At 63.9% G+C, this 13,037-nt stretch carries 12 protein-coding genes; 3 read left to right on the top strand and 9 right to left on the bottom strand.

Features of this window, described 5'->3' with window-relative positions; translation table 11 throughout:
* Positions 1 to 50: 50 nt before the first annotated feature.
* Genes miaA through E8E78_RS25510 form a run of 5 tightly spaced genes read right to left on the bottom strand, consistent with a single transcriptional unit; the run spans position 51 to position 5,685 of the window.
* On the bottom strand, positions 51 to 1,022 hold the full coding sequence (miaA, locus tag E8E78_RS25530; RefSeq protein ID WP_059394430.1) for a tRNA (adenosine(37)-N6)-dimethylallyltransferase MiaA: 972 nt from the start codon (positions 1,020 to 1,022) through the stop codon (positions 51 to 53).
* Between the two features lies 1 nt (position 1,023).
* Positions 1,024 to 2,922, bottom strand: coding sequence for a DNA mismatch repair endonuclease MutL (gene mutL / locus E8E78_RS25525; RefSeq protein WP_049276264.1), 1,899 nt, complete (start codon positions 2,920 to 2,922; stop codon positions 1,024 to 1,026).
* A complete protein-coding gene (locus tag E8E78_RS25520; RefSeq protein WP_016501885.1) occupies positions 2,922 to 4,352 on the bottom strand; it encodes an N-acetylmuramoyl-L-alanine amidase in 1,431 nt (476 codons plus the stop codon). Before E8E78_RS25520 ends, mutL begins: the two co-directional genes overlap by 1 nt.
* 11 nt (positions 4,353 to 4,363) lie before the next feature.
* Positions 4,364 to 4,837, bottom strand: coding sequence for a tRNA (adenosine(37)-N6)-threonylcarbamoyltransferase complex ATPase subunit type 1 TsaE (tsaE, locus tag E8E78_RS25515; RefSeq protein WP_049276265.1), 474 nt, complete (start codon positions 4,835 to 4,837; stop codon positions 4,364 to 4,366).
* Entirely contained in the window at positions 4,825 to 5,685 is an 861-nt protein-coding gene (locus tag E8E78_RS25510) for an NAD(P)H-hydrate dehydratase (protein WP_016501887.1), read from the bottom strand. Before E8E78_RS25510 ends, tsaE begins: the two co-directional genes overlap by 13 nt.
* Before the next feature lie 65 nt (positions 5,686 to 5,750).
* On the opposite strand from E8E78_RS25510, the gene queG reads away from it, so the two are divergent.
* Complete coding sequence (gene queG, locus E8E78_RS25505) at positions 5,751 to 6,815, top strand: tRNA epoxyqueuosine(34) reductase QueG (RefSeq protein WP_041167908.1); 1,065 nt, start codon at positions 5,751 to 5,753, stop codon at positions 6,813 to 6,815.
* Between the two features lie 59 nt (positions 6,816 to 6,874).
* Here the strand turns inward: queG and E8E78_RS25500 are convergent, their stop codons facing one another.
* On the bottom strand, positions 6,875 to 7,486 hold the full coding sequence (locus E8E78_RS25500) for a trimeric intracellular cation channel family protein (protein WP_003249516.1): 612 nt from the start codon (positions 7,484 to 7,486) through the stop codon (positions 6,875 to 6,877).
* Positions 7,487 to 7,577: 91 nt separating this feature from the next.
* The gene (gene orn, locus E8E78_RS25495) at positions 7,578 to 8,120 is read right to left on the bottom strand and encodes an oligoribonuclease (protein WP_016501890.1); all 543 of its coding nucleotides are present in this window, start codon (positions 8,118 to 8,120) and stop codon (positions 7,578 to 7,580) included.
* A 152-nt stretch (positions 8,121 to 8,272) separates the two neighbouring features.
* Between orn and rsgA the strand changes: the two genes are divergently transcribed.
* Positions 8,273 to 9,304: a small ribosomal subunit biogenesis GTPase RsgA gene (gene rsgA / locus E8E78_RS25490; RefSeq protein WP_016501891.1), complete on the top strand. Its 1,032-nt coding sequence runs from the start codon at positions 8,273 to 8,275 to the stop codon at positions 9,302 to 9,304.
* Between the two features lie 173 nt (positions 9,305 to 9,477).
* On the opposite strand, the gene motB is transcribed toward rsgA, so the two are convergent.
* Positions 9,478 to 10,512 (bottom strand): flagellar motor protein MotB, encoded by a 1,035-nt coding sequence (gene motB / locus E8E78_RS25485; RefSeq protein ID WP_049277977.1) that lies wholly within the window; start codon positions 10,510 to 10,512, stop codon positions 9,478 to 9,480.
* A gap of 3 nt (positions 10,513 to 10,515) precedes the next feature.
* A complete protein-coding gene (gene motA / locus E8E78_RS25480) occupies positions 10,516 to 11,367 on the bottom strand; it encodes a flagellar motor stator protein MotA (RefSeq protein WP_016489455.1) in 852 nt (283 codons plus the stop codon).
* Between the two features lie 130 nt (positions 11,368 to 11,497).
* On the opposite strand from motA, the gene E8E78_RS25475 reads away from it, so the two are divergent.
* Positions 11,498 to 13,033: an HDOD domain-containing protein gene (locus tag E8E78_RS25475; RefSeq protein ID WP_049277979.1), complete on the top strand. Its 1,536-nt coding sequence runs from the start codon at positions 11,498 to 11,500 to the stop codon at positions 13,031 to 13,033.
* The last annotated feature ends 4 nt before the right edge of the window (positions 13,034 to 13,037 follow it).

Here is a 13,037-nt window from a genome sequence, read left to right as displayed (position 1 = left end):
CGATAAATTAGGCCGCCCAGTCGCAAGAATAGACGGCAATCAGCAGGGACTCAGCTCAATATGGAGATGGCCCCAAGGTATTTCAAGGTGCGGGACAGATTGTCGCAGGCCATGCTGTCAAGCCAGTGCACATCAGGCCAGCCACGCAACCAGGTGAACTGCCGCTTGGCCAGCTGCCGGGTCGCAATGATACCGCGTTCTCGCATCTCATTCTCAGTCAGCGTGCCATCCAGGTAATCCCAGACCTGCCGATACCCCACAGCCCGTATAGACGGCAGCCCGGTGTGCAAGTCACTTCTGGCTCGCAGCGATCGGACCTCGTCGATGAAGCCCTGTTCCAGCATCTGCGAAAATCGTAACGCAATTCGCTGATGCAAAATGTGACGATCTGTAGGAGCAATCGCTAAACTCGCGACAGTATAGGGCAAATGTCCGCCAGCGCCTGCGTCTGCGCCGCGACTTTCCGCGAATTGACGCTGGCGATGAGCCGTCATGCTCTCGCCGCTCACGCGGTACACCTCCAGCGCGCGAATCAACCGTTGCGGGTCGTTGGGGTGGATGCGCGCCGCCGATTCCGGGTCGATCTCAGCCAACTGGCGGTGCAGCTCGGCCAGCCCCAGCGCCTCGGCCTGGGCTTCAAGGTCGGCTCGCACCGCGGCGTCAGCTGCAGGCATGTCGGCCAGGCCATCGATCAACGCCTTGTAATAGAGCATGGTGCCGCCCACCAGCAGCGGGATCTTCCCGCGCGCGGTGATGTCGGCCATGGCTTCCAGGGCATCGGCGCGAAATTGCGCGGCCGAATAGCTCTCGGCCGGGTCACGGATGTCGATCAGCCGGTGCGGGTGGGCGGCGAGAATTTCTTTCGACGGCTTGGCCGAACCAATATCCATGCCCCGATAGACCAGCGCCGAGTCGACGCTGATCAGCTCGCACGGCAGCACTTTGGTCAGTTCGATAGCCAGGTCGGTCTTGCCGGCCGCCGTCGGGCCCATCAGGAATATTGCAGGGGGCTTGCCGCTCATTTTATCGACCGCGCAGGAAAAGTTTGTCCAGATCGTCCAGGCCCATCTGGGTCCAGGTGGGACGGCCATGGTTGCACTGGCCACTGCGTTCGGTGTTTTCCATGTCGCGCAGCAGGGCATTCATTTCGGGGATTGCCAGGCGCCGGTTCGCACGCACGGCGCCGTGGCAGGCCATGGTGCCGAGCAGTTCGTTGAGGTGCGCCTGGATACGGTCGCTGGTGCCGTACTCCATCAGGTCGGCGAGCACATCCTGCACCAGGCGGTTGGCCTCGGCCTGCTTGAGCAAGGCCGGAATCTGGCGAATCGCCAAGGTCTCGGGGCCCAGGCGCTGCAGTTCGAACCCCAGGCGCTGGAACCACTGCGCATGTTCTTCGGCGCAATCAGCTTCACGCTGGCTCAGGGCCAGGGTTTCGGGCACCAGCAGCGGCTGGCCGCTAAGGCCTTCACTGGCCATGGCCACCTTGAGGCGCTCGTACATGATGCGCTCATGGGCAGCGTGCATGTCCACCAGCACCAGGCCAACGGCGTTCTCGGCCAGGATGTAGATACCCTTGAGCTGCGCCAGTGCGTAGCCCAACGGGGGAATGTCACCCTGGCTTTCGGGCAGCGTGGTTACCGGTGCCGCTCCCTCTTCCAGCGGTTTGTAGAACTCGCGATACACCGCCTGCGCCTCGGCGGCCGGCACGGGCTGCGATGGGCGCGGGGTGTATTGATACTGGTAACCGGCGCCACTGCCGCCATTGGAAATCGCGTGCTGCGGCGCCTGGGGCCGTTCAAGCACTGGCGAGGCCAGGCGCATTTCGCCCTGCGGGCCGAATTCACCAGCCTGCTGGCCAGTAGGGCGGACCATCTCAGGTATTGCGGCAGGCGCGGCCAAGTGGTCTTCCGGGCGCACATCAGCCAGCGCGCGGTGCAGCGTGCCATACAGAAAATCGTGCACCGAGCGCCCCTCGCGGAAGCGCACTTCGTGCTTGGTCGGGTGCACATTGACGTCAACGCCGTTGGGCTCCAGCTCCAGGAACAGCACGAATGTCGGGTGCCGGCCATTGAACAGCACGTCCCGGTAGGCCTGGCGCACAGCGTGGGCGACCAGCTTGTCGCGCACCGCACGGCCATTGACGAAGAAGTACTGCAGGTCTGCCTGGCTGCGCGAGAAGGTCGGCAGGCCGACCCAGCCCCACAGGCGCAGGCCGTTGCGTTCGACGTCAATCGGCAGCGCCTGCTCCATGAAGCCCGGGCCGCAGATGGCGCCCACCCGCCGCGCCCGAGCGGTTTCATCATGGGCCTCGTGCAGGCTGAGGATGCTCTTGCCGTTATGACGCAGGTGAAAGCCGACATCGAATCGCGCCAGCGCCAGCCGGCGGATGACTTCCTGCAGGTGATCGAATTCGGTTTTCTCGGCCTTGAGAAACTTGCGCCGGGCCGGGGTATTGAAGAACAGGTCGCGCACTTCCACCGAGGTGCCCACCGGATGCGCCGCTGGCTGCACCCGAGGGGTCATGTCACGGCCTTCGGTTTCCACCTGCCAGGCTTCGCTGGCACTGGCAGTGCGTGACGTCATGGTCAAGCGCGCCACCGAGCTGATCGAAGCCAGCGCCTCGCCCCGGAAGCCCAGGCTCATCACGCCTTCAAGGTCTTCCAGCTCGCGGATCTTGCTGGTGGCGTGACGCGCCAGGGCCAAAGGCAGATCGTCAGCAGAAATACCACTGCCGTCGTCCCGCACTTTCAGCAGCTTGATGCCGCCCTGTTCCACTTCCACGTCAATGCGCCGGGCACCGGAGTCCAGGCTGTTTTCCAGCAACTCCTTGGCCACGGAGGCCGGCCGCTCGACGACCTCGCCGGCGGCGATCTGGTTAGCCAATCGCGGGCTGAGCAGCTCAATGCGCGAACCACCACTCATTATTGCGCGGCCAAGGTTGTAGCGGGTACATCAAGGCGCTGGCCGACCTTCAGCTCATCGGTCTTGAGGCTGTTGGTGCTGCGCAAGCTGGCCACGCTGACCTGGTAGCGCACGGCGAGCATCGCCAGGGTTTCGCCTGGGCGCACCGTGTGTTCACGTGGGCCGGCGGCAATCTTGCCGGTGTCGCGCAGCCAGGCAATGTAGGTACCCGGGGGCGGGTTCTGCTGGAAGTACTGGCGCACACCGGTATGGATCGAACGGGCCAAGGCCTGCTGATGGCTGGCGGTAGCCAGCTTCGCGGCTTCGTTGTTGTTCGAGATGAACCCGGTTTCAACGAGGATCGACGGGATGTCCGGCGACTTCAGCACCATGAAGCCGGCTTGTTCCACACGCTGTTTGTGCAGCGAAGTGACACGGCCCATGTTGCCGAGCACTTTCTGCCCCACGTTGAGGCTGGAGCTGAGCGTGGCGGTCATCGACAGGTCCAGCAGCACGCCGGCCAGCATACGGTCTTTGTCATCGAGGCTGACGTTACCGGCACCGCCGATCAGGTCAGAACGGTTTTCCGTGTCGGCCAGCCAGCGCGCGGTCTCGGAGGTGGCGCCGCGATCAGACAGTGCGAACACCGACGCGCCAAAGGCAGCCCGCGACGGTGCAGCGTCGGCGTGGATCGAGATGAACAGGTCAGCCCCCTTCTTGCGGGCGATTTCCGTGCGTTTGCGCAGTGGAATGAAGTAGTCGCCCGTACGGGTCAGCTCGGCACGGAAGCCCCTTTCGCTGTTGATCTGGCGCTGCAGCTCTTTGGCAATCTGCAGCACGATGTCCTTTTCATGCTGGCCGCGCGAACCGGAGGCACCCGGGTCTTCGCCACCGTGGCCGGCGTCGATGGCCACCACGATTTCACGCTTGCCGCTTGGTACCGGCGGCAACTTGATCGCCGGTTGCGCCGGGGACACCGGCACCGCTGGCGTGGTCGCCGGCGTCTGTACAGGCGCCGGGGCCGGCGGTGGCGCGCTGGCCGCAATGGCGTCGGCTTCCTGGTCGTACAGGTCGACCACCAGGCGATTGCCGTATTGCGCATTCGGTGCCAGCGTAAAGCTTTTCGGGGTGACCGACTTTTTCAGGTCGACCACCACCCGCAGGTCGGTCGGGGTGCGCTGGGCCGAACGCACGCTACTGATCGGCGTGTTGGAGGTGGCCACCTTCAATGGCGCGGCCAGGGTTGCGCCATTGATGTCGATAACCAGGCGATCAGGCGCGCTCAAGGTGAAGACGCTGTGCTGCACGGGGCCAGACAGGTCGAAGACCAGCCGCGTGTTGTCTGGCGCGCGCCACAGGCGCACGCTCTTGACTTGAGTGACGGCCAGAGCCTCAACGGTCACCGTTGTCAGCAGCAGCCCAACGATGGCGACCAGTGCGCGTATGCGCATACCTACCCCACTTACTGTTTATAGTGTTTGGCCAGTGCCATGCACCAGGCCTCGCCGCGAGCCCCCTGCGGCGAAAGGATCAGCGAGCGTCCGCCCGCTTGGGGGCTTATGGTAATGGTCAGGTCAGGCTTTGGCAAAACGCCCGCACCCTTTTGTGGCCACTCGAACAGGCACAGCGGGTCGCCCTCGAAATAGTCACGAATACCCATGAACTCCAACTCCTCCGGATCGACCAGGCGATACAGGTCGAAATGGAAGGCTCGAACCTCACCGATTTCGTAGGGTTCGACCACGGTGAAGGTCGGGCTTTTCACTGCACCTGTATGGCCCAGGCCACGGATCAGCCCTCGGGAAAGCGTAGTCTTGCCCGCACCCAGGTCGCCCTCGAGAAAGATCACGCCGCGACCGCCGGTCACCTCGGCCAGTACTGCGCCAAACTTGACCGTGGCGTCTTCATCGGCCAGAAACAGGGTTATGCCAGACACGCAGAATGCTCCTCCAGTAACTCACGAATGACCGGCGCCAGATCACTGGCCGCCAGGCCTCTACCTTTTACACCCAGCCGCTCGCCTGCACAGGCATGCAACCACACCCCCAGGCCAGCGGCCTGCCAGGCATCCAGCCCTTGGGCCAACAACGCCGCCAACACACCGGTGAGCACATCGCCAAAGCCGGCGCCCGCCATGGCCGGGTGGCCTCGCTCGCACAGCATCAGTTGCCCGGCCGGGTCGGCCACCAAGGTGCCGGCGCCCTTGAGCACGCAAACGCTGTTGTAACGGCGCGCGAGCTTGCGGGCAGCGCCCTGGCGGTCGGCCTGTACCGCTTCGGTGGAAATACCCAGCAGCCGCGCCGCCTCCCCCGGATGCGGGGTGAGGATGCTGCCACTGGGCAGGGCCAGGGGGGTACGCGCCAGCAAATTCAGGGCATCGGCGTCCCACACCTGCGGCTGTTCGGCGTTGGCCACTGCCGAGAGCAGGCTACGCCCCCACGCCGCCTGCCCCAACCCCGGGCCCACCACCAGCACGGAGGCGCGCTCCAGCACGCCCATCAACTGGTTGGCCGAGCTGACGCCCAGGCACATGGTTTCGGGCAGACGCGCCAGGCTCGCGCTCACATGCTCAGGGCGCGTCGCCACGCTGACCAGCCCGGCGCCGCAGCGCAGGGCGGCTTCAGCACTCAACAGCACAGCGCCGCCTGTGCCCAGGTCGCCACCGACCACCAGCACATGGCCGAAGTCGCCTTTATGGGCATTCACAGGTCGCGCCGGCAGGTGCGCGACGGTCACGCTGCTGAGCAGTTGCGGGGCATGGCTGGGGTGTTTGGTCTGCGGCATGGGGTCAAAGGCTCCAATGTCTGGCAGAATTATACGCACCTGAGCCCGTATTGCCTTGCCCATCCATGTCCAGCTGCACACCTGACCTCGCCCAACTGGCCCAATCGATCAAGATTTGGGGCCAGGAACTCGGTTTTGCCCATGTCGGCATCGCCGGGGTCGACCTTGGCGAACACGAACACCACCTGCAGCGCTGGCTCGATGCCGGCTACCAGGGCGAAATGGAGTACCTGGGCGCGCACGGCAGCAAGCGTTCGCACCCCGACCAACTGATTCCCGGCACGGTGCGGGTGGTCTCGCTGCGCATGGACTACCTGTCCGGCGACACACAGATGGCGCAGCGCCTGGCACAGCCGGAAAAGGCCTACATATCGCGCTATGCACTGGGCCGGGACTACCACAAGCTGGTGCGCAAGCGCGTGCAATTCCTGGCCGATCGCATCCAGGAAGCCATCGGCCCGTTCGGCTACCGCGCATTCGTCGACAGCGCGCCGGTACTGGAGAAGGCCCTGGCCGAACAGGCCGGGTTGGGCTGGATCGGCAAGAACACCCTTCTGCTCAACCGCAAGGCGGGCAGTTACTTCTTCCTTGCCGAGCTGTTTGTCGATTTGCCGCTACCGGTGGACGAAGCGACTACCAGCGAGCACTGCGGGCGCTGCCAGGCCTGCCTGGACATCTGCCCGACCCAGGCGTTTGTCGGGCCCTATGTGCTGGATGCGCGGCGTTGCATCTCGTACCTGACCATCGAGCTGAGAGGCGCGATCCCTGTCGAGCTGCGCGCAAAGATGGGCAACCGGGTGTTCGGCTGCGATGACTGCCAGATCGTCTGCCCGTGGAACCGCTTTGCCAAGCACAGCCAGGAACAGGACTTCCAGCCGCGGCACGGGCTGGAGAATGCCGAGTTGGCGCAGATGTTCCTGTGGGATGAGCGCACCTTCCTGCGCAAGACCGAGGGCGGGCCGTTGCGGCGGGCGGGGTATGAGCGATTCTTGCGCAACCTGGCGGTGGGGTTGGGCAATGCGCCTTCCACCATTCCTGTGATCGAGGCGCTGAAGGCCCGGCGCGAGGATGAATCAGAACTGGTGCGCGAGCATGTGGAGTGGGCATTGGCCCGGCACGAAGCTCAATAGCGACTAGCCACAGCACTTGCGCCCGCTCCCACAGGGGCGGTGTCGCGCCCACAGCTGTGTCACTGCTGGTCGTTGTAGTGGAACTTGGGCATTTCCCAGTGGAAGCGGATCGCCAGCAACCGCACCAGGAACCCGCCAAACAAGGTCAGCAGCATCGCCTGCTCTGCCGGCACCTTGAAATACACGCACCCTAGGTAGAACCATGCCGCCGCAAACGACACGCTGGCATACAGCTCGCGGCGGAACACCAGTGGAATGTCGTTGCAGAAGATATCCCGCAAGATCCCGCCAAATACCCCAGTGATCACCCCACTGATCGACGCCACCAGCATGCCCTGCCCCATCTCCAGCGCGGTCATGCAGCCGATCAGGGTAAAGGCCACCAGCCCCAGGGCATCGAGCACCAGGAACAGCGAGCGCAGGCGGCGCATCATCGGGGCAATGAAAATGGTCAGCAACGCCGCAAAGCTGGTCAGCACCAGGTACTCCGGGTGCTTCACCCAGGTCAGCGGGTAATGCCCGAGCAGCACGTCACGCACCGAGCCGCCACCCAGCGCGGTGACGCAGGCGATCAGCACCACGCCAAACCAGTCCATGCCGCGGCGCCCGGCAGACAACGCGCCGGTCATGGCTTCGGCGGTGATAGCGATGAGGTAGAGCATCAACAACATGGCGCGGGTCCGTGCGAGAAAGGCGCGCAGTCTAACCAGTTGCCCAGGGCACCAAAAGGGGGCGCAGATACAATATCTGCGCCTTTTCGGCTCACACCTTGATGAAATGCTCGCGGTAGTGGCGCAGTTCGGCGATCGATTCGCGGATATCGTCCAGCGCCAGGTGGGTGTTGCCCTTCTTGAAGCTGTCACGCACGTCCGGCGCCCAGCGCGCGGCCAGCTCTTTCAGGGTGGAAACATCCAGGTTGCGGTAGTGGAAGTAGTTTTCCAGGTTGCGCATGTGGCGATAGAGGAAGCGGCGGTCCTGGCAGATGCTGTTGCCGCAGATTGGCGACTTGCCTTTCGGCACCCACTGCTCGAGGAAGGCGATGGTCTGCGCCTCGGCTTCAGCCATGCTGACCTTACTCTCGCGCACGCGCTGGGTCAGGCCCGAGGCACCGTGGGTGCGGGTGTTCCATTCGTCCATGCGCGCCAGCACTTCGTCACTGTGGTGGATGGCGATCACCGGCCCTTCCGCCAGGGTGTTCAGCTGGCTGTCGGTGACGATGGTGGCCATCTCGATGATGACATCGCTGTCCGGATCCAGGCCGGTCATTTCCAGGTCGATCCAGATCAGGTTCTGTGGGTTTTGCATGCAGGGCTCCTCATATAGGCCGTCATATTAGCCTAGTGGCCAAAAGCACGCCCATTCGCCGCTTCAAAGGTAAGCGCAATGGTCCAGCGCCTGGCGTGCTAAACTGCCAGCCGTTTTCAATGCCCTGCCCGGGCCTTTCACACGGTAACTTCATGGCCAAACGCCAGCTCAATCGCCGCCAGAACTGGCGGATCGAAAAAATCCAGGGCGAGCGCGCCGCTCGCGCCGCCAAACGCGAGCAGCATGCGCTACAGGAACTGGAAGGCGGCGACCTGGGGCCAGAGCAACTGGGCCTGGTGATCGCGCACTTTGGCGTGCAGGTAGAAGTTGAAGCCCAGGATGGCGAAACCGCAGGCCAGGTGTTCCGCTGCCATTTGCGCGCCAACTTGCCGGCGCTGGTCACTGGCGACCGTGTCGTGTGGCGTGCGGGTAACCAGGGCATCGGCGTAATCGTGGCGCAGATGCCGCGCAGCACCGAGCTGTGCCGGCCGAACAACCACGGTCAACTCAAGCCGGTGGCCGCCAACGTCGACCTGATCGTGATTGTGTTCGCCCCTGCTCCCGAGCCGCACCCGAACCTGATCGACCGCTACCTGGTAGCTGCCGAGCACGCTGGCCTACGTCCGCTGCTGCTGCTGAACAAGGCCGACCTGATCAACGACGAGAATGGCCCCGGCCTGCATGCGCTGCTGGAAGTCTACCGTGAACTTGGCTACCCGCTGCTGGAAGTATCGGCACATCAGGGTGACGGCATGCAGCGCCTGCAACAGCAACTCGACGGCCACATCAGTGTGTTCGTCGGCCAGTCAGGGGTGGGCAAGTCGTCGCTGGTCAACAGCCTGTTGCCGGACGCTGGCACCCGTGTCGGCGACCTGTCGGAATGGTCGGGCCAAGGTACTCACACCACCACCACGGCGCGGCTGTACCACTTCCCTAACGGCGGCGACCTGATCGACTCGCCGGGCATCCGCGAGTTCGGCCTCGGCCATGTCAGCCGCGACGACGTGGAAGATGGCTTCATCGAGTTCCGCGACCTGTTCGGCACCTGCCGCTTCCGCGACTGCAAGCATGACCGCGAACCGGGCTGCGCGCTGCTCAAGGCACTGGACGAGGGGCGCATCAAGCCGCAACGCATGAACAGCTACCGCTCGATCATCGCCAGCCTGACTGAAGACAGCTACTGAAACGCTTGAAATGAAATTTGCCGCGATCCCCTGTGGGAGCGGCTTTAGCCGCGAACACCGGCAACGCCGGTGCCATCCACCGCGCTGGATGCTTCGCGGGTAAACCCGCTCCCACAGTGATCGCGCCAGCGTTCAGGTTTTGTGTAGAACAGTCGCCCGCACAAAAAAGCCGTTTACTGCTCCTTGGCCTCATCCATCTTCAGCGTGCCATCTTCAAAGATGTTCAGCTTCTGGCGCAGCTCACGCGGTTGCATCGGTGCTCGCTCCGTTGCCCCTGGGGCTTGCGGTGCGGCAGCCCCCGGCACAGGGCCACTAGCCGGCGGTGCAGCAGGCTCGGCGGCCGGCGCTTCCGGCGCCCCCTGCTCACCCTCGATATTGCGCTGGGCCTTCTTGGTCAGCACGATGATATCGATACGGCGGTTGACCGGGTTGAACGGGTCCTTGCGGTCGAACAGCGACGACGAGGCGTAACCCACCACCCGCGCCACCTGCCCGTCCGGGTAACCACCGGCCACCAGCGCACGGCGCGCCGCGTTGGCACGGTTGGCCGACAGTTCCCAGTTGCCGAACTCGCCACTGCCGGCATACGGCTTGGCATCGGTGTGGCCGCTGATGCTGATCTTGTTCGGCACCGCCTTGATGGTGTCGGCCATGGCCAGCAGGATGTCTTCAAAGTAGGGCTGCAAGCGGGCACTGCCGATGTCGAACATCGGCCGGTTCTCGGCATCCATTATCTGGATGCGCAGCCCGTCCTGGGTAATTTCGAACAGGATCTGGTCCTTGAACTTCTGCAGCTGCGGGTTCTCTTCCACCTTGTTCTGCAGTTCCTGCAGCAGCAACTCCAGGCGCTCGCGCTCGACCTGCTCGGCCATGGTCTCGACCTGGTCCTTGCTCAACTGGGTCGTGCTCTCGGGCATCGGCTCGGATTTCACTTCCGGGTTGATGGTTTTCTCCGGCGCCAGTTCAGGCGAGCCGCCCAGGTCGATGACATAAGGCGTACCGCTTTCCGAGAAGCCGATCGGGTCCTTGAAGTAGCCAGCAATGGCAATCTTCTGCTCCGGCGTGGCCGTGGACATCAGCCACAGCACCAGGAAGAACGCCATCATTGCCGTAGCAAAGTCGGCAAACGCGATTTTCCAGGCGCCGCCGTGGTGGCCGCCGCCAAAGCGCTTGACGCGCTTTACGATGATGGGCTGATTGTTTTCCATGACTCAGCGACCGCGAACCGCTTGTTCCAGCTCGGCGAAACTTGGGCGATGCATGGGGTACAGCACCTTGCGCCCGAACTCCACGGCCAGCGAAGGTGGCATGCCCGAGGCCGAGGCAACCAGCGAAGCCTTGATCGATTCGTAGAGGTTCAGCTCTTCCTTGGCATCGTGCTCCAGGCACTTGGCCAACGGGCCGAAGAAGCCGTAGGCAGCGAGAATACCGAAGAAGGTACCCACCAGCGCCGCACCCACGTGCATGCCGATGGCCGCCTGGTCACCCTCGCCCAGCGAGGCCATGGTCACCACGATCCCCAGTACCGCCGCGACGATACCGAAACCAGGCATGCCGTCAGCGATGCCGGTCACTGCATGGGACGGGTGCTCCAGCTCTTCCTTCATGCTCAGCAGCTCCATGTCGAACAGGCCCTCGAGTTCGTGCGGGGCCATGTTGCCGGTGGACATGATGCGCAGGTAGTCGCAGACAAACGCGGTCATGCGCTCATCGGCCAGTACCGTCGGGTACTTGGCGAAGATCGGGCTGGCGGCGGCGTCTTCGATGTCAGCCTCGATGGCCATCATGCCTTCGCGACGGCTCTTGTTGAGGATCTCGTACACCAGGCCCAGTACCTCCAGGTAGTAGGCATGGGTGAAGCGCGAGCCGAACATCTTCATCGACTTCTTGATGACGTGCATGGTCATGTGGCCAGGGTTGGCCTGCAGGAATGCACCAAAGGCTGCACCGCCGATGATCAGTACTTCGAACGGCTGGATCAGCGCTGCGATCTTGCCGTGGGAGAGCACGTAGCCGCCGAGCACGCTCGCGAATACGACGATGATGCCGATAATTTTAGCCATAGGTTCAAAGCACTTGCTGTCGTGGTCAGGGGAAGAGACGGGAGCTTTAAAACTCTTCTTCTACTTATCGGCAGAACTGCGCCAGACTATAGCCACTCAATGCGAAAAGCCAGTTCGGACTGATGTCAAAATGCCAATTGAAACCAAGGTGCCCGCTCAGGCTCCGCGTACGCTAGAAGCCTGGGTAAAGCTGCTGGAGAGTGTTCGCATCCCCGTGCCGAAGCACAGCTACGACCGGGTCATGGCTGCCATCCACGATAGCCGCCGCTCGCTGCGCGACATCGCCGAACTGATGCAGGATAGCCCGGCACTGGTGCTATCGGTGATGCGCGAAGCCAATCACCCCACCAACGCCAGCCAGGCCGAGCCAGCCGAAAGCCTGGAGGTCGCCCTCAACCGCCTGGGCCTGGAGCGCAGTGAGCAACTGCTCAAGCGCCTGCCCTCGCTGCCGGTCGAAGAAATCCCGCCCGTGCTCAGCCAGTTCCAGCTGATCAGCCAGCACGCCTCGCAGCAGGCCAGCGGCCTGTTCGCCAGCCGCCTGGCGCGGCTGTGGCAGGAAATCCACTGGGGCAGCCTGCTGTTCCTGTCACCACTGTGGCCGCTGGCACTGGCCTACCCCAAGCTGCTCGACACCTGGGAGCTGCGGGTTATCCACAAGGGCGAGGACGCCGCCCAGGTAGAGGAAGAGCTGTTTGGCGTGCGCATCATGGCGCTGTGCCAGACCATGGCGGAGTACTGGCGCCTGCCGCAGTGGGTAACCCAGGGTTACCGCCTGCTGCTGGAAGAACGCGAACAACTGGCCCAGGTGCTGAGCATCGCCCGCGACGAAGACCTGCTCAGCCAGCAACACCGCCTGGATGCCGAGCCCGGCCTGCGCCGCTGGTTCAACCAGCCGGCCAACACCGTGCTGCTGGCCAACAACCTTGCGCTGGCGGCGCAGGTGGGCTGGGACAACCCGCACCTGCTGCGCTGGCAACTGCTGACAGCGCTGTACCTGCAGACCTCGCTGGAAGACGTGCAGCAGCAAGTGCACCAACAAGCTGCCGCCAGTGCCCGCCGCCACGCCAGGCATGCCCTGTTCCACCCGGCTGAAGCACTGATCTGGCCCTGGCACCAGCGCCGTCCGCACCCGGACATGCTGGCCCCGCCACCGCCCAGCAGCGACGACCTGGCGCGTTGGCGCAAGCTGTGCCAGGACCTGCTGGCCCAGCCCAGCCCGTTCACCAACACCGTGCACCTGGCCACCCAGGCCCGCGAAGCCCTGCTGGCCTGCGGCATGCACCGCCTTATGCTGCTGAGCCTGGACAAGGCCAGCGACTACCTGCGCGTGCAGCAGACCGCCGGCTTGCCCAAAGAGGCCGCGGCCCTGGCCCTGCAGGTGTCGCAAAACAAGCTGCTGCAAAAGCTGATGGCCCAGGCCGGGCAACTGCGCATTACCCCGGAAAACCACGCCCAGTTTTCGGCCCTGCTGCCTGCCCCGCTGCGTGCGCTGTTCCGCAGCGAGCACGTGCTGCTGCGCTCGCTGGCGGTGAACGATCAAGTGCTGATGCTGATGGTGGCCGACCAGGGCTGCCGGCCCTTGGCCGATATCAGCGTGCAGGCCTTCGGCAAGACCGCGCAATGCACCGAGCGGGCACTGTCGGTGTTTGCCAACCGCAAGGGCTGAGCCT

Source organism: Pseudomonas sp. BN505 (assembly GCF_029873175.1).
Classification (GTDB): domain Bacteria; phylum Pseudomonadota; class Gammaproteobacteria; order Pseudomonadales; family Pseudomonadaceae; genus Aquipseudomonas; species Aquipseudomonas putida.
Note: the sequence above shows the minus strand (reverse complement) of the source record. Positions and strands in the feature narration are given on the sequence as shown.

What these genes read in the sequence shown, in the direction of transcription:
- miaA (WP_059394430.1), bottom strand. Translation starts at nt 1,022, where the DNA reads ATGAGCGGCAAGCCCCCTGCAATATTCCTGATGGGCCCGACGGCGGCC.
- mutL (WP_049276264.1), bottom strand. Translation starts at nt 2,922, where the DNA reads ATGAGTGGTGGTTCGCGCATTGAGCTGCTCAGCCCGCGATTGGCTAAC.
- E8E78_RS25520 (WP_016501885.1), bottom strand. Translation starts at nt 4,352, where the DNA reads ATGCGCATACGCGCACTGGTCGCCATCGTTGGGCTGCTGCTGACAACG.
- E8E78_RS25510 (WP_016501887.1), bottom strand. Translation starts at nt 5,685, where the DNA reads ATGCCGCAGACCAAACACCCCAGCCATGCCCCGCAACTGCTCAGCAGC.
- queG (WP_041167908.1), top strand. Translation starts at nt 5,751, where the DNA reads ATGTCCAGCTGCACACCTGACCTCGCCCAACTGGCCCAATCGATCAAG.
- E8E78_RS25500 (WP_003249516.1), bottom strand. Translation starts at nt 7,486, where the DNA reads ATGTTGTTGATGCTCTACCTCATCGCTATCACCGCCGAAGCCATGACC.
- orn (WP_016501890.1), bottom strand. Translation starts at nt 8,120, where the DNA reads ATGCAAAACCCACAGAACCTGATCTGGATCGACCTGGAAATGACCGGC.
- rsgA (WP_016501891.1), top strand. Translation starts at nt 8,273, where the DNA reads ATGGCCAAACGCCAGCTCAATCGCCGCCAGAACTGGCGGATCGAAAAA.
- motB (WP_049277977.1), bottom strand. Translation starts at nt 10,512, where the DNA reads ATGGAAAACAATCAGCCCATCATCGTAAAGCGCGTCAAGCGCTTTGGC.
- motA (WP_016489455.1), bottom strand. Translation starts at nt 11,367, where the DNA reads ATGGCTAAAATTATCGGCATCATCGTCGTATTCGCGAGCGTGCTCGGC.
- E8E78_RS25475 (WP_049277979.1), top strand. Translation starts at nt 11,498, where the DNA reads ATGCCAATTGAAACCAAGGTGCCCGCTCAGGCTCCGCGTACGCTAGAA.